General features: G+C 68.3%; 21 protein-coding genes and 1 pseudogene. 14 read left to right on the forward strand and 8 right to left on the reverse strand.

The features are described from left to right. Positions 1-108: 108 nt before the first annotated feature. Together EV648_RS34035 and EV648_RS34040 are read right to left on the reverse strand one after the other, a co-directional pair. A complete protein-coding gene (locus EV648_RS34035) occupies positions 109-507 on the reverse strand; it encodes a VOC family protein (protein ID WP_132299221.1) in 399 nt (132 codons plus the stop codon). Between the two features lie 7 nt (positions 508-514). Continuing rightward, entirely contained in the window at positions 515-712 is a 198-nt protein-coding gene (locus tag EV648_RS34040; RefSeq protein ID WP_132299222.1) for a hypothetical protein, read from the reverse strand. Positions 713-853: 141 nt separating this feature from the next. Between EV648_RS34040 and EV648_RS34045 the strand changes: the two genes are divergently transcribed. From EV648_RS34045 to EV648_RS34065, 5 genes are all read left to right on the forward strand, one after another. Continuing rightward, positions 854-3949 carry a PD-(D/E)XK nuclease family protein gene (locus EV648_RS34045; protein ID WP_241995866.1) on the forward strand — a complete coding sequence of 1032 codons (3096 nt, stop codon included), beginning with the start codon at positions 854-856 and terminating at the stop codon, positions 3947-3949. After that, positions 3942-7508 carry an exodeoxyribonuclease V subunit beta gene (locus EV648_RS34050; protein WP_132299223.1) on the forward strand — a complete coding sequence of 1189 codons (3567 nt, stop codon included), beginning with the start codon at positions 3942-3944 and terminating at the stop codon, positions 7506-7508. The genes EV648_RS34045 and EV648_RS34050 overlap by 8 nt, the downstream gene beginning before the upstream one ends. A gap of 237 nt (positions 7509-7745) precedes the next feature. Next, entirely contained in the window at positions 7746-8378 is a 633-nt protein-coding gene (locus EV648_RS34055) for a LysE/ArgO family amino acid transporter (RefSeq protein ID WP_241995869.1), read from the forward strand. Positions 8379-8450: 72 nt separating this feature from the next. After that, positions 8451-8789, forward strand: a complete 339-nt coding sequence (locus EV648_RS34060; RefSeq protein WP_132299224.1) for an NUDIX domain-containing protein — start codon at positions 8451-8453, stop codon at positions 8787-8789. Positions 8790-8972: 183 nt separating this feature from the next. Further along, positions 8973-9599 (forward strand): DUF6308 family protein, encoded by a 627-nt coding sequence (locus EV648_RS34065; RefSeq protein ID WP_132299225.1) that lies wholly within the window; start codon positions 8973-8975, stop codon positions 9597-9599. Positions 9600-9682: 83 nt separating this feature from the next. Here the strand turns inward: EV648_RS34065 and EV648_RS34070 are convergent, their stop codons facing one another. Then, a complete protein-coding gene (locus tag EV648_RS34070) occupies positions 9683-11269 on the reverse strand; it encodes an LLM class flavin-dependent oxidoreductase (RefSeq protein WP_132299226.1) in 1587 nt (528 codons plus the stop codon). A 120-nt stretch (positions 11270-11389) separates the two neighbouring features. Here EV648_RS34070 and EV648_RS34075 point away from each other — a divergent pair, with 120 nt between their 5' ends. Together EV648_RS34075 and EV648_RS34080 are read left to right on the forward strand one after the other, a co-directional pair. Then, the gene (locus EV648_RS34075; protein WP_132299227.1) at positions 11390-11821 is read left to right on the forward strand and encodes a MarR family winged helix-turn-helix transcriptional regulator; all 432 of its coding nucleotides are present in this window, start codon (positions 11390-11392) and stop codon (positions 11819-11821) included. Further along, complete coding sequence (locus EV648_RS34080) at positions 11790-12146, forward strand: pyridoxal-phosphate dependent enzyme (protein WP_132299228.1); 357 nt, start codon at positions 11790-11792, stop codon at positions 12144-12146. Before EV648_RS34075 ends, EV648_RS34080 begins: the two co-directional genes overlap by 32 nt. Before the next feature lie 34 nt (positions 12147-12180). Here the strand turns inward: EV648_RS34080 and EV648_RS34085 are convergent, their stop codons facing one another. Continuing rightward, positions 12181-15261: a BTAD domain-containing putative transcriptional regulator gene (locus EV648_RS34085; protein WP_132299229.1), complete on the reverse strand. Its 3081-nt coding sequence runs from the start codon at positions 15259-15261 to the stop codon at positions 12181-12183. A 151-nt stretch (positions 15262-15412) separates the two neighbouring features. Between EV648_RS34085 and EV648_RS34090 the strand changes: the two genes are divergently transcribed. The 5 genes and pseudogenes from EV648_RS34090 to EV648_RS34110 all read left to right on the forward strand — a co-directional run. Beyond that, positions 15413-15988 carry an NADPH-dependent FMN reductase gene (locus EV648_RS34090; RefSeq protein ID WP_370452758.1) on the forward strand — a complete coding sequence of 192 codons (576 nt, stop codon included), beginning with the start codon at positions 15413-15415 and terminating at the stop codon, positions 15986-15988. Between the two features lie 31 nt (positions 15989-16019). Further along, the gene (locus EV648_RS34095) at positions 16020-16559 is read left to right on the forward strand and encodes a dihydrofolate reductase family protein (RefSeq protein WP_132299231.1); all 540 of its coding nucleotides are present in this window, start codon (positions 16020-16022) and stop codon (positions 16557-16559) included. Positions 16560-16764: 205 nt separating this feature from the next. Then, on the forward strand, positions 16765-17388 hold the full coding sequence (locus tag EV648_RS34100) for a hypothetical protein (RefSeq protein WP_199234966.1): 624 nt from the start codon (positions 16765-16767) through the stop codon (positions 17386-17388). Further along, a complete protein-coding gene (locus EV648_RS34105) occupies positions 17385-18050 on the forward strand; it encodes a hypothetical protein (RefSeq protein ID WP_132299232.1) in 666 nt (221 codons plus the stop codon). The genes EV648_RS34100 and EV648_RS34105 overlap by 4 nt, the downstream gene beginning before the upstream one ends. Before the next feature lie 156 nt (positions 18051-18206). Continuing rightward, a pseudogene (locus EV648_RS34110) lies at positions 18207-18605 on the forward strand (class I SAM-dependent methyltransferase); the annotation flags it as partial. A 132-nt stretch (positions 18606-18737) separates the two neighbouring features. Here the strand turns inward: EV648_RS34110 and EV648_RS34115 are convergent. Then, complete coding sequence (locus EV648_RS34115) at positions 18738-20108, reverse strand: FAD-binding oxidoreductase (RefSeq protein WP_132299233.1); 1371 nt, start codon at positions 20106-20108, stop codon at positions 18738-18740. A 247-nt stretch (positions 20109-20355) separates the two neighbouring features. Then, positions 20356-20913 (reverse strand): hypothetical protein, encoded by a 558-nt coding sequence (locus EV648_RS34120; protein ID WP_132299234.1) that lies wholly within the window; start codon positions 20911-20913, stop codon positions 20356-20358. A gap of 479 nt (positions 20914-21392) precedes the next feature. On the opposite strand from EV648_RS34120, the gene EV648_RS34125 reads away from it, so the two are divergent. Next, the gene (locus EV648_RS34125; protein WP_132299235.1) at positions 21393-21671 is read left to right on the forward strand and encodes a 3'-5' exoribonuclease; all 279 of its coding nucleotides are present in this window, start codon (positions 21393-21395) and stop codon (positions 21669-21671) included. After that, the gene (locus EV648_RS34130; protein ID WP_241995870.1) at positions 21596-22279 is read left to right on the forward strand and encodes a TIM barrel protein; all 684 of its coding nucleotides are present in this window, start codon (positions 21596-21598) and stop codon (positions 22277-22279) included. The genes EV648_RS34125 and EV648_RS34130 overlap by 76 nt, the downstream gene beginning before the upstream one ends. Here EV648_RS34130 and EV648_RS34135 read toward each other — a convergent pair. Together EV648_RS34135 and EV648_RS34140 are read right to left on the reverse strand one after the other, a co-directional pair. Further along, positions 22269-22832, reverse strand: a complete 564-nt coding sequence (locus EV648_RS34135) for a flavodoxin family protein (RefSeq protein WP_241995872.1) — start codon at positions 22830-22832, stop codon at positions 22269-22271. The genes EV648_RS34130 and EV648_RS34135 overlap by 11 nt on opposite strands. A gap of 51 nt (positions 22833-22883) precedes the next feature. Then, the gene (locus EV648_RS34140) at positions 22884-23873 is read right to left on the reverse strand and encodes a helix-turn-helix domain-containing protein (RefSeq protein ID WP_132299237.1); all 990 of its coding nucleotides are present in this window, start codon (positions 23871-23873) and stop codon (positions 22884-22886) included. Positions 23874-24063: the final 190 nt, after the last annotated feature.

The following is a 24063-nucleotide window of genomic DNA, read 5'->3' on the forward strand; positions in this document are numbered from 1 at the left end:
CCGTCCTTCCACCTTTGCCCCGCGACCCAGCAAATGCCTTTGCCAACCATGTCACACCAACAGTCCCGGGTGTCACTCCAGACATCAGAAGTCTCACCTGCCGATCCGTCAGTCGGGGGCCACGATCTCGAGTTCGTAGCCGTCCTGGTTATGCAGGAAAGCGGCGTAATGCTGCGGGCCGCCGGCGTACGGATGACGATCGGCGAACATCAGTGTCCAGCCGTGGTTCGCTGCCTCGGCAACGATCGCGTCGACCTCGGCCCGGCTGGCGGCGTTCAGCGCCAGGTGGTTCATGCCGGGCCGGAGCCTGTCGTGGGTGGTCGCGGACAGTGCCGGGCTCTGCTCGACGACAATGTACGAGCTGTCGACGCCCGATTTGAAGATGAATCCGCCGGGCCAGCCGTCCCCGTCCTTCCAGCCCAGCCGGCGCAGGACCCAGCCCCAGTCGTTCAGCGCTCGGGAGAGGTCCGGGACCCAGATCTCGATGTGGTGCACAGCGGCGGCCATCGGAGCATTATCTGTGCTCGTCGAACCGGCTCGACACCGCCACCGCGACCAGCCCCGAAATCACCAGCCAGGCCAGCGCCGCGACCAGCCACGGCCACCAGTGCCGGCCGGACGCGGCGACGGCGACGGCCTTCCCGAAAAGGCCGCCCGCCGGGGCGAAGACCAGCACCACGAGGACGCGGGCGATCGTGGTCTCCTTGGTCATTCCTTCATTGTCCGAGGCGATCGCCGCCACCGCAGCTACGTGGGCGTTTCGCGGGTTCGCTCGAATGTCGCTTGTTTGTCGGAGGGGGGCGCTAACGTCTGCGGTGACAGTCGAGCAGGCAGTAACAGTCGAGCAGGGGGAATGGTGAGCGCGACCCGGATCGAGATCACGGCCTACGGCGCGGCCGCCCTGGAGCGACTCCAGGGTGTCGTGGCGGGGCTGAAGAGCGACGACCCGATGAAGCCTGTCACGCTGCTGCTGCCCAACAACCTGGCCGGTGTCGCCGCCCGCCGTTTCCTGGCCCAGTCCGGAATCGCGGGCCTTTTCCTGGCCACGCTGCCGCGGCTCGCCGAGCAGCTTGCCGGCGGTCTGCTCGCGCCGCGGCGCCCGGCCACCCGCCCGATCGTCGCCGCGACCTGGCGTACTGCGTTGTCGAAGGCGCCGGGGATCTTCACGGACGTGGCGGAGCATCCGTCCACCATTCAAGCGCTTGCAGCGGCCCATCGAGAGCTGCGTGATCTCAGCGCCACCGCGCTCGACAAGGTCGCCGCCGCTTCCAGTCTCGGCCCTGACCTGGTCCGGTTGCACCGCCACGTCACCGATGACCTGGCGCCCGAGTGGTACGACGAGACCGATCTTCTGATGGCTGCTTCCACTCGGTGCTCCGAGGATCCCTCGGTGGTCGCGGAGCTCGGCGCGCTGGTGCTCTACCTGCCACAGGAGCTGACTCAGGCTGAAGCGAGATTCGTCGAGGCGCTGGGCGATGCCGCCGCGGATCTGACGGTGATCGTCGGGCTGACCGATGTCCGGCGGGCCGATCGCGCCGTGCGGCGGTCCCTGGAGCGGATCGGGATCGACCTGCCGACGTCCATCGCGAAGAACTACCCGGTCGCCACCGAAGTACTGAACGCGTCGGATGCCGATGACGAGGTTCGTTGTGTCGTGCGTGATGTGGTCAGGTCGCTGGAGCGCACGCCTGCTCATCGGATCGCGGTGCTTTACGCGTCGGCGACGCCCTACGCGCGGCTGCTGCACGAGCACCTGGCCGCGGCCAAGATCGAGGTCAACGGGCCGGGCACCCGTCCTGTGCACGAGCGCGCGATCGCCCGGACGTTGCTGGAGGTCCTCGCGCTGGTCGACCACGATCTGCCGCGAGGCGATCTGTTCCGGGCGCTCGCGAACGCGCCGACGCGCGACTTCACCGGCGAGCGCATCCCTGTGCCGCAGTGGGAGCGGCTGTCGCGCGTGGCCGGGGTGGTGCGCGGTGACGACTGGGACGAGCGGTTGGCGCGCTATGTGGAGTCCGAGCGCCGTACTGCGGAGCAGGAGCAGGCCTCCGAGGATCCCCGACCTGCCGTGATCCGCCGAGCGCAGTACAACGCGGGTAATGCGCAGCAACTGCACTCCTTTGCTGTGGAGCTCCGTCGGCGTCTGCAGGGGGCTTCTCAACTCGGGACCTGGGCGGAGGTGGCTCAGTCCGTGCTCGGTCTCTTCCAGGCGCTGCTCGACGTGTCTTCGCTGCCTGTCGAGGAGCAGTACGCCGCAGTCGCGGTCGAGGTGTCGCTGCGAGGGCTGTCCACGCTGGACGAGCTCGGTACGCCGGCCAGCCTCTCCGTACTGCGGGATGTCCTCGACCTGGAGTTGCAACAGTCGCTTCCCCGCGTCGGGACGTTCGGCACCGGAGTACTGGTGGCACCGCTGTCTGCGAGCATCGGGCTGGCCGTCGACACCGTCTTCGTGGTCGGACTGTCGGAGGACCTCTATCCCGGTCGCGTGCACGAGGACGCGCTGCTCCCCCACCGGGTCCGGGAGGCGGCCGCGCCGGAGTTGGCGTCGTTCCGCGACCGGCTCGACGAGAAGCAGCGACACCTGCTCGCCGCCTTCTCCGCCGGATCGTCGCGGGTGGTCGCGTCGTTCCCGCGCGGAGACCTCCGCCGCTCGAGCCGCCGCCTGCCCACGCGCTGGCTGCTCGGCACCTTGCGTTCGCTGACCGGCGACCACGCGCTCGCCGCCACCGAATGGGACCAAGCCGAGTACGGCGACCGCATGCTCACGTCGGCTTCCTACGCGGGATCGTTGACTACGGCAACCATGCCCGCGACTGAGCAGGACTGGCAGGTCCGCGCTGCGACAGCCGGTCTCTCGCTGGGTGATGGCGTGGTCGATCAGGCTCGGATCCTGCTGCGTGCAAGGGCATCGGACGAGTTCACCCGCTTCGACGGGAACCTGTCAGGCGTGTCTGGTCTGCCGGACTACGCGCTGGAGGACCGGGTGGCCTCACCGACTTCGCTGGAGTCGTATGCGTCCTGCCCGCACGCGTACTTCGTCGAGCGGTTGCTGCAGGTGGAGCCGCTGGAGGCTCCTGAAGACCTGCTGGTGATCTCGCCGCTGCAAGTGGGGAATCTGATCCACAACAGCCTCGACGCCTTCGTCAGCCGGTTGGCGAGTTCGCTGCCCGGGTACGGCGAGCCGTGGTCGGAGGAGCAACGGTCTTTGCTGCTGACGATCGGGGCGGATCTCGCTGAACGCTTCGAGGCGGAAGGACTGACCGGCCATCCGCGGTTGTGGCAGCGCGAGCGGTTGCGGATCCTCGGGGATCTGCTGGTGCTGCTCGCCGACGACGAGCGCTGGCGTGCCGAGCACGACGCCTCGGTGGTGGCGAGCGAGTTGCGGTTCGGGTTCGATGGCGAGCCGCCGGTGGAGATCCCGGTGCCCTCGGGACGCGTGTTGCTGCGCGGATCCGCCGACAAGGTCGACCTCGGCAAGGACGGCACGATCTACGTCACCGATGTGAAAACCGGGGGTTTCTCCCGGTACGAGGCGATCGAGTCGGATCCGGTGGCCGCCGGGACCAAGCTCCAGTTGCCGGTGTACGCGTACGCCGCACGCGCTCGGCTAGGAGATCCGGGGACGCCGGTCGAAGCGTCGTACTGGTTCGTGCGCAAGGGCGGGCGGCGGATCCCGGTGCCGCTGACCCCCGAGGTGGCCGCGCGGTACGTGGACACCCTCGACGTCATCGTGTCGTCGATCGCCGCGGGGTACTTCCCGGCCAAGGCGCCGGAAATCCCGGACTTCCTGTGGGTGCAGTGTCCCTACTGCAACCCGGACGCGATCGGGCACAGCGAGGTCCGGGCCCGGTGGGAGCGGAAGAGGAACGACCCGACGTTGGAGCGGTTGGTGCGGCTGATCGATCCGAGTGCCCTGCCTGCGTTCGAGGAGGTGGCTCTCGATGACTGAACTCCTGGACGAGAACGCGCGCGAGCAGATCCGGTCGGACACGGCGTCCACGCTCTTCGTGGAGGCCGGTGCGGGCTCGGGGAAGACGCACGCGCTGGTCGACCGCGTGACCACCTTGGTACTGCGGGACGGGATCCCGCTGCGGGAGATCGCGGCGGTGACGTTCACCGAGAAGGCGGGAGCGGAGCTTCGGGATCGGTTGCGGGTGGAGTTCGAGAAGGCCCGGAAGGGTGAATTCCGGTCTTTGGCCGACGAGGCGCTCGATGACCTGGACTCTGCTTCGATCGGGACATTGCACTCGTTCGCGCAGCAACTCCTGCTCGCGCACCCGATCGATGCCGGGCTGCCGCCGCTGATCGACGTACTGGACGAGGTCGGGTCATCGGTCGCCTTCGAGGAGCGGTGGTCCGAGCTGCAGCAGCAGTTGCTGGACGACGACTCGATCGCGGAGCCGCTGCTGCTGGCGATGGCCGTCGGCGTGGAGCTGAAGCACCTGCGGTCCTTGGCGCGGTTGTTCGGCAACGACTGGGACCTGATCGGCGATCGCGTGCTGGTGGATCCGCCTGAGCTGGTGGCGATGCCTGACCTGACCGGGCTGATCGCGGCCGCGGCTCAGATCGGTGCGACCGTGGCGCACTGCCGCGACGACGAGGACCGGATGCTGGCGAAGGTGCATCAGGTCCGTGAACTCGGGCTGATGCTCGACGCCGCCACGGACCAGGAGACGCAGCTCGCGATCCTGCAGAGCCTGCGAGCGCTGAAGATCGGCAAGGTCGGGCGCAAGGAGAACTGGCCGGACGTCGCCAAGATCCGCAGCGACTGCGCCGAGGTGGTCGAGGTCGCCGGGTCCCTGGTCGAGCTGCTGCTGGATGCTTGCCTGCGGCATCTGTCGCGCTGGATCGCGGAGCGGGTGCTGGAGTCTGCCGAGCTGCGGCGGGCCGAGGGGCGGCTCGAGTTCCACGATCTGCTGGTGCTGGCGCGTGATCTGCTGCGGCGGGATGCCGCGGTGCGGTCGGCGCTGCAGGAGCGGTACCAGCGGTTGCTGCTGGACGAGTTCCAGGACACCGACCCGATCCAGATCGAGCTGGCCGTGCGGATCGCGGGCGGCGCCGAGGCCGACGCCCCGGACTGGCGAGACGTGGAGGTGCCGGACGGCCGGCTCTTCGTCGTGGGCGACCCGAAGCAGTCGATCTACCGCTTCCGCCGGGCGAACATCGCCACCTACCTGACCGCTCAGGAGCTCCTCGGCGAGACGGTCACGCTGACCACGAACTTCCGGACGGTGCCACCGGTTCTCGACTGGATCAACACGGTCTTCGCCCAGCTGATCATCCCGGAGCCCGCAGCCCAGCCGACGTACCACCCGCTGACGCCGCACCGCGTTTCATCGCCCACGCTCTCCCTTGCGCCCGCGGGTGGTGACGGGTCGCCCGAGGTGCCTGCTGCCGACGACCCCGTCGACGCGGCTCCGGTGACCGGCGACCAGCTATCACTTCTCGGCGACTTCGACGACGTGGATGACGCAGCCGAGGAAGTGCTGACGGATCTCGCCACTGTCGTCCCACTCAGACGCCACCTCTCCGTGGTACCGGCACCAGATGCCACCTCCACCGAAGCCCACTCCCCCAGCGCAGCCGGACGCATCAACCCACCCGACACCGCGGGTGCGGACTCTGGCACCGCAGGTGCAGATACCGGAGGCTCGGCGCCGGCCGCGGCGGCACCGGGGTCGAGTGGGGCCGGGCCTGCTGTGGTGGTGTTGGGAGCGCAGCCTCACGACGACCTGCCGCGCGCGCAGGCGTCCGTCCTCCGCGAACGAGAAGCAGCCGACGTCGCGGGCGCCATCGACCAGGCTCTGGGCGAAGGTTGGCTGGTCTACGACGAGAAGGCCGAGGCGTGGCGACCAGCCGGCGCCGGCGACATCGCGGTACTGGTTCCCGCCCGCACCTCGCTGCCGTTCCTCGAGGAGGCGCTGGACCGCGCTGACATCCCGTACCGCGCCGAGGCCAGCTCGCTCGTCTACCAGACCGCCGAGGTCCGCGACCTCCTCGCCTGCGCCCGAGCGCTAGGCGATCCCAGTGACCAACTCGCCCTCGTCACGGCTCTCCGCTCCCCGCTCTTCGGCTGCGGCGACGACGACCTCTTCACCTGGAAGCGCTCCGGCGGCTCCTTCACCCTCACGGCGCCTGTCGCCGACTCCCTGCTGACCCACCCGGTCGGCGAGGCGATGGAGTGGCTGCGCCGCACGTACTACGCGTCGCGCTGGATGACACCGAGCGAAGTACTCGCGAAGATCGTCGCGGATCGCCGGATGCTCGAGGTTGCTGCGACCGGACCGCGTGCTCGTGATGCGTGGCGCCGAGTGCGGTTCGTCGTGGATCAGGCGCGCGCTTGGTCGGAGGTGGAGCACGGCGGCCTGCGGTCGTACCTCGCCTGGGCCGCTCACCAGGGCGAGGAGGCGTCGCGCGTCGCGGAGGCGGTGCTCCCCGAGACCGACGCAGATGCCGTGCGGGTGATGACGATCCACGCGGCCAAGGGTCTCGAGTTCCCGATCGTGATCCTCTCGGGCATGACCGCCGCGCCGAACCACCAGCGCGGAGTACAGGTGTTGTGGCCGCCCGACGGCGGGTACGCGGTCAAGCTGAAGAAGTCCGTCCAGACCGAGGACTTCGACCTGGTCCAGCCGGTCGACGAGCAGATGGACGATTACGAGCGCCGCCGCCTGCTGTATGTCGCCGCGACGCGAGCCCGAGATCACCTGGTGGTCTCGCTCCATCGCTCCGGCAACCGCCGCCACTCGAGCAACGCGGAACTTTTCGCCTCCGCGGGTGGCGTCGACGCTGCCAACGCCGTCCTCTTCACCAGCCCTGCCCTCGAACCGCGGACCAGCGAGGCACAGTCGCCGGCCTCTGAGGTCGCACCTCCCGTCAACCGGGCCGAGTGGACCGCGCGGGTCACGGCAGCGCGGCAGGCCAGCCGCCGGAAGTCCGCCCAGAGCGCCTCCGGCCTCGAAGGAACCGGCCCGGACGTCGCCCTCGATGGAGCCGACCCGGGCATCGCCAAGGCCCCACGCGACGTCGAGCTGCCTCCGTGGTCGAAAGGCCGCTACGGCACCGCCATCGGCCGAGCCGTCCACGGCGTGCTGCAGGTGGTCGACCTCGCCACCGGCGCAGGCCTCGACGCAGCCGTCTCGTCGCAGTGCCTCGCCGAGGGAGTCGTCGAGTACGCCGATGTCGTGACCGCGCTCGTGCGTTCGGCGCTGGCCTCTGACGTCGTGCAACGAGCAGCCGCCCGCGAACACTGGCGCGAGTCGTACGTCGGCACCCTGCAACCCGACGGCACAGTCCTCGAAGGCTTCGTCGACCTCATCTACCGCGAGGACGACGGCACCCTCGTCATCGTCGACTACAAGACCGACGCGATCCCCGCCTCCGCTCTTGACGCCCGGGTCGCCTACTACGCCCCCCAACTCCAGTCCTACGCCGCCATGCTCCCCAACACCGGCCGCCCCGTCCTCCTCTTCCTGGCCCCCACCATCGCCCACGCCCACACCCTCTGACGCCAACTCACCCCACACGCTCGCACGCCTACATGCTCCGGTGGTGGCTCACGCTGACTCGCTCGAGCGGTCGCCGGTCCACGCGTTCCAGCGAAATTGGGTTGCTGGGGCAAGTGGCGAACGGCACGATCTAGGCATGACCACGACCATTGTCCTTCTGCTGTTGACCTCCGCCGCTCGATCGGTGCGGGTCCAGCAGCAGGCCGGCCGAGTGTTGGGATCCAGCCACTCGCAGTCGTGATCGCCGCCCTGGTCGCAGGGCTCCTCGCCGGCTATGGCATCGCCATGCCCGTCGGAGCCGTCGCGACATACCTGGTGGCTCTCACCGCCCGCACCTCACTGAAGCTCGGCGCCTTCGCCGCCCTCGGCGTCGCAACAGCCGACGGCGTCTACGCCCTGATCGCCACCCTCGGCGGCTCAGCCCTGGCTCCACTCATCGAACCGATCACGGTCCCGCTGAAGTGGATCTCGGTGCTGGTCCTCCTGACCCTGGCAATCCGAGGCGCAACCACCGCGATCACCCAACACCGCCGGCTCCAGTCCTCCGTGGGCTCGACCGACACCCCACTCACCCCGGCGCGCGCCTATGCCGGCCTGCTCGCCATGACCATGCTCAACCCCACCACGATCATCTACTTCACCGCCTTGGTCCTAGGCAGCCAGGACGCCACCACCCCCACTCACCTCCAACAAGCCGTCTTCATCCTGGCGGCCTTCGTCGCCTCTGCCTCCTGGCAACTAGCCCTAGCCACCAGCGGCGCCGTACTCGGCCGAGCCCTCACCACCCCACGAGCCCGCCTCGCCACAGCCCTGATCTCCAGCACCCTGATCACGGCTCTGGCGCTCCACCTACTCCTGTCCACCCTCTGACTCCACCGAAACCTACGATCCCGAAATAGCGAAGGAGGCCACCGCCCAACTCCCCACCTCTACTGTTGGGCGGTGGCGAGACTCGCGGTGAAGCTTCTGTTGTTGGATCAAGATGACCGTCTGCTGCTCATTCACGCCAAGGACCCTCAGACACAGGCCGAATGCTGGTACCCCGTGGGTGGCGGCATCGAACCTGGCGGAACATTGCAGGAAGCCGCGGCCCGCGAGGCCCACGAAGAGACCGGCTTGGTCGACCTCCCGCCGGGGCTTCCGGTTTGGCGACGCGATCACACCTACGAGTACGACGGCCGGGCCGTCGAGGTGCACGAAGAGTGGCTGATGCACACGGTTGATCGCTTCGACCCGGACTGCGGATCCCCGTCGGGTCATCTCACTTCGGTTGGGTTGTGACGGAGAGTCCAGGGAGGCGCGGGGGTGATGGTTACAGGTTGTGGAGGAGTGGGGATGTCACCCTGTGCTGCGGGGAGGGGTGGCGTCCCCTACGATTCAGCGCATCCGGGTGTAGTTCGGATTCGTCAGACGGATGCCCGATCCGGCTGGCGGGTCTGCCACGAAGAGTGTGAGGGTGTGGCCATGAACATCGGTAGTCGGAAGATCGTCGTGGACGAGGCAATCGCGCAGCTACGGCTGTACGCCGAGACGAACGGCGCGGTGCTCCGGTACTACGACGGTCTGCCCGGGATGACGAACGTCGGCGGGTCGGACCCGGACAGGGTGACCTTGGAGGACCTCGCCCGGACGATGGTGATCGGGTCCGACCTGCGGGCGGCGGACATCCCCTGGCTGCTCGAGGTGGAGGCGGACAAGGAGTTCGCCGCGATCCCGGTCGACGCGCGGCTCGAGGACGCCGCTCCCGGGACCGACCTGTTCGAGGCGGCCAACGCGCTGGACGAGAAATTCTCCGGGCACCGCGGCTTCGGGCAGGCGAAGAAGTCGAAGTTGCTGCACCTGAAGCGGCCGTACCTGTACCCGGTCAGCGACAGCTTCATCCGGATGACCTACAGCAGCTCGTCCGCAGGCGCCGAGTTCCTGGCGGCCGTGCACCGCGACCTGGTCAACCCGGCCAACGTCCGCGACTTCAAGCTGCTCCAGGTCCGCCTGATCGCCGAGCCGGCGACCTCCGCCGCCCGCGTCCTCGGCGAGGCCCCCACTCTCCGCCTCCTCGACATCCTCGCCTCCCTCCTGGGCGAGGCGAAGTAACCCTCCGTACGCCGAGACCGCCGCGCCGCCTCCCGTACGCCGAACCCCGCCGCGCGGTCCCGCCGTACTCCGGGGTTGGGCTGCTACATGACTCCGAGACGGGCCAGCGGCTCCACTAGTTCGCGCTCTTCGTAGGAGAGGTGCGACAGCAGTACGTCGTCCAGGAGGTCGACCGCGGCGCGGAGGCCGTTGATGTCTCCTGATCCGTCAACCAGTCCGACCAGCGCCTTGTCGACGCCTTCCAGGACGTCGTGGATCACCAGGTGCTCTTCCTGCAGGCGGTTGACCACGGGGGCCAATGCGGGATCGGCCCGGCGCAACCGCGGGAAGAGCGAAGCGTCCTCGATCGAGTGGTGGGTGGTCACCAGCCGGCAGTACGACTCGCAGTACACGCCTAGGGTCCAGTTGTTCTGCCGCATGGTCATGGTGTTGATGTGGGAGCGCGCCTGCCCGACGCCCATCGATCCAGCGGCCACCTGCTCGACCAGATCACGGATCTGGTCGAGCTCGGCTCGCAGATGGTCGTGGACCTGGATGAGGTGCTGGCCTGACGCCAGCTCGTGGGGTGTGTAGGTGCGGTTCGGGTCGAGCGCGGGGCCGGTCGGGCGCTCGGATTCGTCCCAGGGCTGTACTGCGCTCCGCTTCACAGCAGGCGGCGGTGTAGGCACCACGCTGAAGCTGCCGGCCGCACGCCCACCGGGCGCCGAGGAAGGCGAGCCGACAGCGGGCGCCGCGGACAGCGCGTCAGCAGAAGACGTGGATGCAGAAGTCGTCGAGCTTGAAGCGGAGGCTGCTGAGCGCGCAGAAGAGACGGCTTCACGGACGCCTTCGGCGACGTCCGCGAAGCGGCGGATGTCGTCCGGGTCGTCGGAGCCGAGGATGTAGGTGGACATCCCCTCAGTGAGGGTCAGCTCGGCGAGCTGCTCCACCCACACCTCCTCCGGTCCCTGCAAGAAGCCGCCACGTCCGTCGAAGCGCCCGGACAGGTTGTACAGCCGCCGCACCTCCGACGGATCACGCCCAGCAGCCACAGCCGCCTCGTCGATGAGCTTGTTCTTCTCAGCAAGCTCCTCCGGCGGCAGGTATCCGCTCGACGGCAGCCACCCGTCCGCCAACCGCCCGGTCAGCGCCAGCATCCGAGGCTTGTACGCCCCCAACCAGATCTCCACCTCATGCGCAGGCGCCGGCCCTCTCTTGGCGCCGGAAACCGTGTAGTGCTTGCCTGCAAGCCGAATCCCACCGCCCTCAGGAGTCCAGACCTCGCGGATGATCGCGATGGCCTCCTCCAGCGCGGTGATGCTCTGCCCCGTCGTCAGCTCGGGCCCACCGTTCGCAGCAACAGCCTGCAGGAAGCCACCAGCCCCCAGACCAAGCTCAACCCGCCCACCGGTGATCCGGTCCAGGGTCGCCACGCTGCGCGCCAGCACGACCGGGTGGCGCAGCGGGAGGTTCGCCACGTTGGTCGACACCTTCACGGTCTGCGTGTGCGACGCGATGACCGACAGCAACGTCCACGCGTCGAGCAGCCGCGGCTGGTACGGATGGTCCTGCAGGGTGACGAGGTCGAGCCCGACCTGCTCGGTCAGCTGTGCCAGCGCGATCACCCGCTCGGCATTCTCCACCGCCGGCGTCAGGAACGTGCCGAAGACCAGCTCGTGCCCGTAGTCCATGCTCCACCTGTGCCCTGTTGTAGACGCTGCAGTACTCGTTGCCCGAATAGTTCGTGCCACGTACTGTTGACCTGACGAACAAATTACTTCGTGCCACGAACAATCACAAGTGGAGCCACCATGCGGGAGACCATCGGAGCCGCCAGCGGCCTGGTCAGGCTGGCCTTCCTGGTGCAGAACTTGTACGCCGAGGTCGGCCGCGGGTGCGATCTCACCGAGGCACAGGCGCGGATGCTCTGCGTGCTGACCAACGGCTCCGTCGGGATGGCGGAGCTGTCCGGCCAGCTCTGCCTCGAGCGGTCCAGCCTCACCGGTCTGGTCGATCGGGCCGAGCAGCGCGGCCTCGTCGTTCGCGAGGCGGATCCGCACGACCGCCGCGCGGTGAAGGTCAGCCTGACCCCGGCCGGGTCGACCGCGGTGCACCGGTTCCACCAGGAGCTGACCGAGCGCCTGGAGAAGCTCACCGCGGAACTCCCCGTCGCCGAGCGGGAGCGATTCACCCGGACTCTGCAGCGACTCGTTGCCGACGTACCGGTTCTGTTCGCAGACTGAGTGCCGTGATCCTCTCCTCCGCGCCGAGCGACGCGGCGTACTGCGGCCTGGGCGGCGGGTGGTCGAGTTCACCGGCGGCAGTACCGGGTCGTCGCTCGCGTTCATCTGCGCGGTGAAGGGCTACCCGATGACGTTGGTCTCGTCGGACGCGTTCTCGCCGGAGAAGCTGCGCACGATGCAGGCGTTCGGCGCGGACCTCGTCGTGGTACCGAGCGACGGTGGCCGGATCACGCCCGACCTGTTCGTCCGGATGCGGCACGAGGTCGACCGCATCATCGCCGCTGACACCGGCCTCAAGTACCTGGCCGGCGACCTCTACCTCTGACGAACCACCCCGGCCCCAGCGCGAAGCCCGAAAGCTACTCAGCGACCTCGGCGAACGCCTCGTCCAGCGCCAACTCGGAGCCGCGCGCGTACTCCGCCTCGAACGCAGCCGTGCCAATCGCAGCCCGCGCAGCCACGACCGCCCGCTCGATATCCGGCTGCTCGGCCTCCGTTACCAGATGCCCCTCAGCAGCCCGGACGACAGCCGCAGCCCCCAGCAAGTGCGCCGCCACAACCTTGTCCGCAATACAGGCCGCAAGCCCCTCCAGAGCCCAGCACATCCCCCGCCCCGACTCGTACTCGCGGGAGATCCGGTACGCCTCCACATGCCGTTCGCGTGCGCCGGCAGGTTCGCCGCGCAGCTCCAGCGTGTACCCGAGCTCTTCCAGCACCATTGACAGATAAAGCACCGGCTCGTCCTGCCGACGCGCCGCATCGACCAGCGACTGCAACCGCTTCTCAGCAACGTCCAGATCACCCGTACGCCGGGCCGTGCAGCCCAGGACGATCTCCGCCAGGGCCTGCGACGGCCGGGATCCTTGCTCGGTCGACAAGCGCAGTCCCCGCTCCCCGTACTCGAGCGCCCGGTCGTAGTCGCCCTGCCTCACGAAGGTCCAGCCGAGCCATCCCAGCTCGCCTGCAACCTCCGGCCAGAGACCAAGCTCCTCAGCCATCTGCAGGGCTTCGCTGTGGAGCCGCACAGCCTGCTCGAGCTCTCCCCTGAGCTCAGCGACCGCCCCGAGCCAGCCAACGGACTGCAGCAGACCCCAGCGATCACCAAGCTGCCGGAACATCCGAGCGCTCTCAGCGGCATCCTCCTCCAACGCCTTGAGGTCCGACCGGACATGGGAGTGCTTGCCACGAGCCACCAGCACCGCAGCCACGCCCCACTGATCCCCGGCCTCCTCGAAGGCCGGCAGCGCCTCATCCAGCAGCGCCTGACAGGTCACCAGATCGCCCGCATCGCTACCAGTGAAGGAGATCCACCACTTGGCCCTCGCGTCCGCGGTGGCCAGGACACGGTCACGAACGGCGGCCGCATCACTGTCACCGTCGAGATACATGAACCCCGCGAGCCAAGCTGCGGCCCTATCCGTCGGCACAGCCAACAACGACCGCCGCGCCTCAGCAAAGCGGCCCCTGAGGAACCAGTACCAGCTCAGGGAGTCCACCAGCCGCTCAGCAAGCTCGAGGTCCCCCGCGGCGACAGCACCGTCCAGAGCGCTCCGGAAGTTGCCCGCTTCGTCGTCGAGCCGCTGGAGCCACTTGCTCTGCTCCGGTCCATACAAATGAGGCCGAGCCAGCTCCGCGAAGTCCGCGTAATACAGGTGGTGCCGCTGACGGAGCTGGTCGAGTTCACCCGCCTCGCGCAGCCTGCCGACGCAGTACGCGGCCACCGATTCCAGCAGTCGGTACCGCGGGCCGTCGGCCCCGTGCACGGACACCACGAGCGACCGATCCACCAGCCGGATGAGTACGTCGTCCACGCCCTCCTCGGCGCACACCCGCTCGGCCGCGTCCGGAGTACAGCCGTCTGCGTGTACTGCGAGCCGGCGGAGCACGGTCTGCTCTTCAGGAGAGAGCAGCTCCCAGCTCCAGTCGATCATCGCCATCAACGTCTGCTGCCGGGGCGCGGCACCCCGATGTCCGGTCGCCAGCAGACGGAACCGGTCGTCAAGCCGTGCGACCAGCCCCTGCACACCAAGCGCGCGAACCCGAGTAGCGGCCAACTCGAGAGCGAGCGGGATGCCGTCCAGCCTTCTGCAGAGCACCGCGACAGCTGAAGCAGTGTCGGCGTCCAAGGCGAACCCTCTGTCAGCCGCCGTCGCTCGCCCGACGAAAAGCTGGACGGCAGCGGATGCACGGAGTTCGTCGAGGTCAGCAGCCACAGCAGGCACCTCTAGCGGCGGCACACTCCAGACCGCCTCACCAGGCAGTCCCAACGGTTCACGGCTGGTCGCCAGTACCCGCAGACCAGGCGCGGCAGCGAGCAGGCGGTCCGTCAGCTCAGCAGCCGCCTCTACCACGTGCTCGCAGTTGTCCAACACCAGCAGTAGTTCCAGCGTCTCCAGGACCGCAACAAGCCTGTCTCCACCCGACTCAGGCCCACTGTCCCGAAGATCCAACGCAGCCTGTACTGCGTCGCTGAGCGAGCCGGTCACGTCAAGAGCGTCAGGGGTCACCGCAGCCAGCTCGACCAGGATCACCCCGTCGGGGAATCGCTCGGCCAGTCCTGCAGCCGCAGCAAGAGCGAGGCGGGTCTTGCCCACTCCCCCGGGCCCGGTCAGTGTCAGCAGGCGATCCTCAGACAATCGGTCCTGGATCTCCGCAAGTGCCTCGGAGCGGCCGACCAGATCAGTGAGCTGGGCAGGAAGGTTGGTCCGGCGAGGCCGCACGTCCGGCGGCGGAACCGCTTGCTGCAGCACGGCCTGCTGCACCGCCGCCAGCTCGGGACTCGGGTCCAGACCGAGCTCGTCGGCCAGCAGCACGCGCAACTGCTCGTAGCTGTCCAAGGCCTCGCTCTGCCTTCCCGCCCGGTACAGCGCCTTCATGTGAGTCGCCCGCAGACGCTCCCGCAGCGGTTGCTGCGCCACGAGATCCGCTAGCTCACCTATCAGCGCGTTGTGCTCGCCGCGCGCCAGCCGAGTCTCGAAGTACTCCTCCTGCGCCGTCAGCCGCTGCTCGCTCAGCCGCGCGATGGCCGTCTCCAAGTACGCCTCGTCGGCGAAGTCCGCAAAGGCCGGTCCTCGCCAGAGCGCCAGCGCGTCATCCAACCGCCCTTGCTCCACCAGAGCGGAGAACCCCAGCGCGTCGTACGAGCCGCTGTCGACCTTCAGGGAGTATCCGGCCGGACCGGACACGACCAGCGCCCGACTGCCGGGCTCGGCGTCGTCGAAGGCTCGGCGTAGCTGGGAGACCTTGGCGGAGAGCGTGCCGGACGGGTTGCCGGGCAGGTCCTCGCCCCAGAGGTGGTCGATCAAGCGGTCGGCCGGCACCGGGCGGCCCTCGTGCACGAGCAGGTCCGCCAGCAGGGCGCGCACCTTCAGGCCTGGGACAGTGACGGGCTCGCCACTGTCGGTCCAGGCCGTGACCGGTCCGAGCACGCCGAAACGCATGGCCGCACCCTATCTTTCCCGGGGTTTCCGGCCCTGCGCTTTTCGGAGCCTTCCGGCCGCGCCGTCCACGACCGGAAAGAAACCGTAAAGGGTCTCCGGCAGAGTCTTCCTCAACAGCCACGGAGGAACAGGCGCGGAGGAGGTGAGCAGGTTGAAGTTGCGACTGGCGGTCATCATCGGCAGCACCCGGAACGGGCGCTTCGGACCGACAGTGGCCGGCTGGTTCGCCCAGCAGGCAGCCAAGCGGGCCGCCTTCGACGTAGACCTGGTCGACCTGGCCGTTGCGAACCTGCCGTCGACGATGACGGACACGGACGAGCCGACGCCGGCCGAGGTCGCAGTACTGGCTCCGCGGCTGGCTGCGGCGGATGCCTTCGCGGTGGTGACGCCGGAGTACAACAGCAGCTTCCCGGCGCCGCTGAAGACCGCACTGGACTGGTACTACGAGGAGTGGCACGCCAAGCCGGTCGCGATCGTCGCCTACGGCCGCGAGAGCGGAGGCCTGTACGCCGCGGCTCAACTTCGGCAGGTCTTCACGGAGCTGCAGGCGGTGGCCATTCGTAACACCGTCTCGCTGCCCTGCTACTGGGAACAGTTCGCCGCCGATGGCAGCTGGCCCCGCTCCGGCTCCGGCTACGAGGCCGCGGCCAAGAACACGCTCGACCAGCTCGTCTGGTGGGCCCGAGCACTCCGCAACGCCCGCACCGAACACCCGTACCAACCGTGAACACCCAAAATCAAAGAAGAAAGGCAAGACCATGAGGAAGCTGATCGAATCCACCTTCATGACCCTGAACGGCTCCATCGGCAACCCGCAGAACTGGAGCGGCCCGTACTGGGACGACGAACACACCGCCTACTCCGTCGCCCTGATGGAGAACGCCGAGGCACTGCTGCTCGGCCGGGTCACCTACGAAGGCTTCGCCGAGGTCTGGCCGCAGCGCAGCGGCGACCCGTACTCGGACAAGTTGAACGCGATGCCCAAGTACGTCGCGTCCCGGACGCTCAAGGAGACCACCTGGAACGCGCAACTGCTCCAGGGCGACGCGGCCGACGCGGTCGCCGAGCTCAAGAAGCAGGACGGCGGCGATCTGCTGAAGTACGGCACCGGCGAGTTCGACAAGGCGCTGCTGGAGCGGAAGCTGGTCGACGAGTACCACTTCTGGATCTTCCCCGTGCTGGCCGGCGGCGACCGGATGTTCGAGGGTGTCGATCTCGACATCAACCACCTCGAGTTGCTCGGTTCCACCACCTTCAAGTCAGGCATCATCGTGCACAAGCTCGCCCCCAAGGCCTGACGACGAGCGGGATCAGGCACCGGCTGTCACGTCCAGGGAACCGTGGGTCACCACCCATGGTTCCCTGGACGTTTCGTCGTTTCAGGCTGGGTACGGGCAGAACTACGGGGACGTGAGGCGAACCGGAACAGCTTTTCGGCCGCCGTGAGAAGGTCCTCGCGGTCCACCCAAGATCGCAGGCCTGATAGTCGGACTGGAGGGTCTGATGGGAACCGTCATCACCATCATCGTGATCGTCGTGGTCGTGGCTGCCGCCATCATGGCGGCGTACGCGTACAAGCGGCGGCGGTCGGACCAGCTGCAACAGCGGTTCGGACCGGAGTACGAACGCACGATCGAGGAGTCGGGCGACCGCAAGGCCGCCGAACGCGATCTGCGTCAACGCGAGCAGCGTCGCGCAAAGCTCGACATCCACCCGCTGACCGGTGCCACTGCCGAGCGGTACCGCGCGGAGTGGAACGTCCTGCAGCAGGGGTTCGTGGACGCGCCGGCCGACTCCGTCGAGCAGGCCGATCGCCTGGTCCTGCGGATGATGCGCGAGTCCGGCTACCCGGTCGACGACTTCGACCAGCGGGCGGCGGACATCTCGGTCGACCACCCCGAGGTCGCGGAGAACTACCGCGAGGCACACCGGGTCGCGGTCGCGCAGACTCAGGGCCCGGTGGACACCGAGGACCTCCGCCAGGCCGTCACCGCCTACCGGCGCCTGGTCGACGTACTGCTCGTCGACGAACGCGCCGAGCTGGACGGACAACGCGCGGACCTTGATGGCGCGGACATCGATGGAAGGCATGTCACGGGGCCGACCGACACCAGGGAGCAATCATGACCACCAGGGACAACGAGCCGCTCGACCACCGCTACGAGGACGACCGCCTGCTGGACGGCGAGCGCCCGCTCGACAGCGACCGCCCGCTCGACGACCGCCCGCTCGACGATCGTCGCCTCGATGACGACCGCCCGCTGGACGCCGGCCGCGGCCTCGAGGACGACCAACGCCTGGACGACAACCAACGCCTCGGCGACAACCAACGGCTGGACGACAACCAGCCACTGGACGACACCCGCCTCGTGGACGACGACCACCCGGTCGACGCCAACCGCGGGCTCGACGGCGACACGCCGTCGGACGCCGGCCGTGGGTTGGACGACGCCGACCGTACTGCGGACGACGATCGCTCCGGCGACACCAGAGAGCAGACCCCGACCGAGGGGCTGTCGGCCGACGACCCGCTGGTGCCGACCGAGACCGCGGTGGACTTCAAGGCGCGCTGGGACGTCATCCAGCAGGGCTTCGTCGACGACCCGCGAAACTCGGTCACGGACGCTGACAAGCTCGTCGGCGACGTGCTGCAGCGGCTGTCCACGTCGTTCGACCAGCAGCACCAGGGCCTGGAAAGCCAATGGGCCAACGGCGAGCCGTCCACCGAGGACCTCCGCGCCGCGCTCCAGCGGTACCGCGCCTTCTTCGAGCGCCTGCTGACCCTCTGACCGGCCTGACCTGAGCCCACTGGTACGGCGAGTCGCGCCCACGGCGGCTCGCCGTACCAGTGCGTGGTGACCCCGAAAACTCGTCCGAAAGTCCTACAACCATCCAGCCCCGCCGTGCGTCTCTCTTTCATGAGACATCTGGCGGAGGCGCAGAAGATGTTGTCGTGGGAAGAGGCACAATCGTTCGACCGGCTCGCCGGGAACTACGACCGGTTGGGTGACCTGAGCAACGATCCGTTCGGCGACTGGCTGCCGTCCGTCCTGCCGACGCCCCGCGGCCGGGCGCTCGACCTCGGCTGCGGCGCAGGTCGGCACGCAGTACTGCTCGTCGACTGGTTCGACCAGGTGGACGCCGTCGATCTGTCCGGCCCGATGATCCGGCTGGCCCGGCGCAAACGCCCACGCCAGAACGTCTGCTATCTCGAGTCGGGCATCCTCGATGTCGAAGGCGGCTACGACTTCGTCATCAGCGCGGCCACGCTCCACCACGTGCCGGACCTGCCCGCCGCCCTCACCCACATCAAGTCCCTGGTCAATCCCGGCGGCCGCGCCGCACTCGTCGACGTCGTCTCACCGCGACCGGCGACTCCCCGCTGGTGGCTGTACGGGCGGGCCAGGTCGGCCACGCCCACGCCATGGTCTGGGACCACCAGCCATGACGCGGGGCGAGGCCTTCCCAAGCACTCGTCAGGGCGCGATGTTCTGGTTGAGGTGGAACAGGTTGTCCGGGTCGTACTTGCGCTTGACCTCGACCAGGCGCTCGTAGTTCCCCTTGTAGTTGTCGGCGATCCGGACCTGGTCGTCGCCGGCCATGAAGTTGATGTAGCCGCCGGCCTCGGAGTGCGGCGCGACCGCGTCGTAGTAGTTCCGCACCCACTCGATCCCGGCCTCGTTCTGCGCCGGATCCGGCCACATCCCCGCGATCACCGTGGCGAAGTTCGCGTCGCGGTAGGCGAAGGCGGTCGCGTCGGCAGGCACCCGGTGACAGGCGCCGTCGATCGGGTAGATGTGCACGGTCGAGTTCACCGCCGGCAGCCCGGGCGCGTGCTGCACATGCGCCTGGATCGCCTCGTCGGTGAGCTCGGTGACGAAGTTCGCCTTCCAGTAGTGCTGGAGGCCCGGCGGTACGAGCGCGTCGAAGGCGCTGTTCAGCGCGGGATACGGCATCTGGCCGACGCTCTCGGCGACCACCGGCGCGAACTCGCGGAACCGCGCGATCTCCTGCTCACCGCGCTCCGGATCCCCGGCCCAGCAGCCGACGATGAGCGTGAAGCAGTCCCCGTGCCGGTCCTCGGGGATGAACGGCAGCGGCGGCGCGAGCTGGAACGCCGGAAAACCACCGAGCTGTTCCGGCGCGTCCTTGATCATGTCCCGGAACCCGGCCAGTACTGCGGCCGCGTCGGACATCTCGAACAGCATCGGGCCGCCGTAGATCGTGTCCACCGGAGCGAGCCGGTACTCCAGCGCGGTGACCACGCCGAAGTTGCCGCCACCACCGCGCAGCGCCCAGAACAGGTCCTCGTTCTCCTTCTCGCTGGCGATCAGGAACCGCCCGTCGGCGGTGACCACGTCGGCCGAGATCAGGTTGTCGCAGGACAGGCCGAGGCCGCGGTCCAGGTACCCGATGCCGCCACCGAGCGTCAGCCCACCGACACCCGTGGTCGAGATGATGCCGCCGGTCGTCGCCAGGCCGAAGGCATGCGTCGCCGCGTTGAAGTCGCCCCAGGTCGCTCCCCCGCCGGCCCTCGCCGTCCTGGTCGTCGGGTCGACGCGGACGTTCCGCATCCCGCTGAGATCGGCGACCACGCCGTCGTCCACGGTGCCGAACCCGGGCACGCTGTGCGAACCCCCGCGCACCGCCAGGTCCAGGGAGTTCCCGGCGGCGAACCTGACCGTCTCCATCACGTCACCCGCGTTCTCACAGTGCACGACGACCCGCGGGTGCTTGTCGATCATCGCGTTGTGGACCTTCCGCGCCTCGTCGTACCCCGCGTCGTCGCGGGTGTAGACGGGTCCCCTGGTGCGCTCCTTCAAGTCCTCGATCGTGTACTCGCCCATGACTCCTCCTGTGCGGCGGGCTCAACACACGTGACGACCGGCGCGCAGGCTGCCGCGCCGACCAGACCGGCCAGGCCGCCCGTCGAACGCAGCGCGAGTACTTCACCCCAGAGTGCATCTGGTCCCCCGGACGGCAGCCGGACCTCCCCTGACATACCGTCCCCACAGAGATTCCACCCGGCACGGCCCGGAAGTCAATGCCCATTCCCCCAGCGGACATCAACGTCCGGGACCCGTGAGCGGCGGATCAGCGGGTGAGGGTGATCAGCTGGGCGGTGCCCGGCTCGACCTCGGCCGCGAACGTGGTGCCGTGCACCTTCATGGACCGGCCGACCGGAGTACCGGTTGCCTTGCCGTCCGGACGGATCTGCCAGCCGCCGAGCGAGACTGCCGACGCATCGGACGACGCAAGACCCTCTGGCGCCGAACTGCCCAACGTCACCTCCTTCCCGTGCCGATAGCTCGACGGCAACTCCAGGCTGACCACATCCGAAGTACTGTCGGCCGCGGCCGGATCCTGGACGTTGATCAGCACCACCGTCAGCTCGCCGTGCCGTCCCTCCACCCCGTACGCCCGGAGCTTGCCCAGTTCCGTGTCCGGGAGGTCGAGATCGACGAACCTGCCCTGCTCGATCTGACGGAAGGCCCAGATCCCGTAGTACAGCGGGGTCGCCGAGAGGTCGCCCTTGTCGAAAGCTGCCTGATCCGCCGCGCAGAAGGCGCCGTAGTACCGGTAGGAGATCGGGTAGTCAGGCGAGTCGCGCGGCTTGAAGTCGCCGCAGATCGCGGTGCGTGCGGCAACCACGCCTGGATCGCGGCGTGATACTCCTTCAGCTTCTCCCAGTACTGCGCGGGCGTGAGCGTCGTGACGTGGTCGTACTCGTTGCCCAGTTCAACCGACACCAGGTCGTCGCCGAGGACCTCGTGGGCCACGGCGACTTCTTCCACCACCTCGTCCATGGTGACACCGGGGACCTCGGACACCCACCGGGGACCTCGGACACTCACCGGGGACCTCGGACACCCACCGGGGACCTTGGACACCACATACCTTGTCCGCGGTCCCCACTTCCTGCTCAAAGTCCCCACAACACTCCATCACTTCACCAGACACCCCGTCCCGGGCGGATCACCGATAGCGGTCTGTGGGACCGCTGGCGGCTTATAGGCGGCCAGCGGCCGGACAACCTGCCAGCGGCCGAGCATTAGGACCGCAGGCGCCGGCATCCCGAACGTTTCTTGACGAGGCGCTGGCCCCCAAAGACCGACCTACTTCTCCAGCGCATGGGTGACGATAGGCGGGTGGACTACTTCATCGATAGGGAGTTCATCGAGCTGGAGCGGGAGATCGAACTCATCAGTCTGGGGATTGTGGCGGCGGACGGGCGGGAGTTCTATGCCGTCTCGACGGAGTTCGACGCGTCGCGGGCCAACGAGTTCGTGAAGACGGTGGTGATTCCGCTGCTGGCGCCGCCAGGCGATCCGGTGTGGATGAGCCGGGCGCAGATGAAGGACGAACTGGTGAAGTTCATCGGAGCCGACGTACCGCCGGGGTCTCGCTGAGCGCGCTGAACTTCTTCGGTGGCGACATCGCCGGCGGCGAGCGAGGGATCGCCTCGCGGCCCGATCGCCAGGACGAGTTGGCGGCGAACCTCGACGTGGTGGTCGCGATCGCCGAGCGGACCGGTTGCCGGTTGTTCAACCTGCTCTACGGGCAACTCGACGACGCCTGGAGCCCCGAGGAGCAGGCCGAGACCGCAGTCGCCGCGATCCGCTCAGCCGCCGAGGCTGTGGCGTCTGTTGGCGGCACGGTGTTGCTCGAACCACTCACCGAGGGATTCAACGGGCGCTATCCCCTGCTCACGGCGGACGACGTACTCGAGATCCTCGACGGTCCGCTGGCGGATGTGGAAAACGTGTCGCTGCTGTTCGACACGTTCCACCTGGGCAGCAACGGCGTCGACCTGCCGGCAACCGCCGCTCGGCTTGGCGCGAACCTCGCCCACGTGCAGATCGCGGACAGCCCTGGCAGGGGTGAGCCGGGATCCGGCGCGCTGCCGATCGACGAGACCCTCGACGCCCTGAAGACCGCGGGCTACAGCGGGATCGTCGCCTGCGAGTACAAGCCGACCACCGACACCGCGACCAGCCTGAACTGGATCAGGCCCTAGCGAGTTCCCGGCCTGCGAAGAGTTGGCGGGAGCGTTCGAGGACGCCGTCGGCGGTGATCGCTTCGCCCGGGCGATTGCCATAGGCAAGCAGTTCGCCGCCCCAGTTCATATCCAGGTAGTCCGCCGTCAGCCGCAAGGTGCCGAGCAGCGGCTCGACCTCGGCCGGCTTCTTCGCCGTGTGCGCGGTGATCGCCCACATCGTCTTCCCGCGCATCCGGTCGCGGAACTCCACGCCAGGCACGCGCATCCACGCGGACCAGTAGTCGAGGAATAGCTTCACGCTCGTGGAGACGCTGAACCAGTAGAGCGGCGACGCGATCACCAGGTCCGTCGCAGCGAGCGTCGCGTCCAGCAGCACCTGCTCGTCACCGACAGCCGGTGGGTACACGCCGTCGCCGTCGTGCCGGACATCCCGGAACGGATCAAGCCGCAGCTCGCTCAACTGCAGCCAGGTCTGGTCGACGTCCGCGGGCAGGTGCTCGGCCGCCAGCCGCGCGAGCGCCTCGGTGTTGCCACCCGGACGACTGCTCCCCAGCAGGAAGAGAAACGACACGACGACTCCTTGCGTGCGCAAATGATGCACGAGCATACAACTGCGGCGGGATCAGATCCAGTCGCGGCGGGTGGCTTCCATGGCGAGCTGGAAGCGGGTCTGGGCGCCTACCCGCTGGGACAGCTTCATGACGTGGCGCTGGACCGTGCGCTCGCTCCAGCCCAGGGCGCGGCTGGCTGCCTTGTCGGTCGCTCCGGCCGCGAGGAGCGTCAGCAGCTTGACCTCGTCATCGGTCAGCCCCTCGCCGACCTCTTCGACGGACGCCAGTCCCGGCGTCGTCAGGCGCACCGGCACACTGCGCTCCCAGGCCAGGTCGAACAGCGCCACCACCGCATCCAGCAGCGGCGACGGATGGATCAGGTACGACGCCGTCACCGCGTCGTCCCCGGTCCGGAGCAACGGGATGATCGCCAGCCGGTCGTCCGAGATCGCCAGCTTCATCGGCAGATCCGCGGCGATCCGCGCCTGCTCGCCGTGCCGGATCCCCCGCGTCACGTCCTCCAGCCACCCAGGCAGCTCAAGCACGCTCTTGTCGTAAATGACCCGGTACTTCACTCCCCGCTTCAGCAGCTCAAGCTCGACCGGGTTCGACTCGGAGTGAGCCTGCGGAGCGGCGTACGGCGGGCGGTCGAAGCCGCGCATCTCCGACCGGGTGTTCTGCTGCATCTGCACCCAGTGGTGGTTCACCTCGTCCCGGCCCGACACCACCTCGACCAGCTCGCCGGGGTGGTTGAACCGCGCGCCGGCCCGATACATCTCCATCAAGGTCCGGACGTGCGAGCGGACGTCGTGCAACTCGCCTTCCCGCTGCCGGAGGATCGTCTCCAGCCCGCTGTCGGGCGACACGGCGATGAACCGCGCCGGCCGGCCGTTGGAGCGAGTCGCCAGACCGAGGTCGACGAGCAGGTTCAGAGAGCGGCGGACGGTCGCCTCCGGAGTACGGGTGTCCCCCATGAGCTCGGGGACCGTGGCCTGCGAGCGGCGGACCAAGGCGTGGTAGACCTCTTCGTCCGGTGGGCTCAGCCCGATCGTCTCCAGCACTGCCGTCCTCCTTGTTCCGCCGCTCTCTGCTGTGGTGCCGCGCCGTCATCCGGGGTGTCGTAGACCCGCCACGTGACCGGAAGTCGCCGCCGGAACAGCTTGTCAGTGCATAGATCGAATGCCAATGTTCTTTGACGCTGGTCACCACCACGACCGGCTCGCCCTTCCGTCCAACCACCGGCAGCGCCAC

Origin of the sequence: Kribbella sp. VKM Ac-2568, assembly GCF_004345365.1 — a bacterium.
In the GTDB taxonomy this organism is placed as follows: Bacteria; Actinomycetota; Actinomycetes; order Propionibacteriales; family Kribbellaceae; genus Kribbella; species Kribbella orskensis.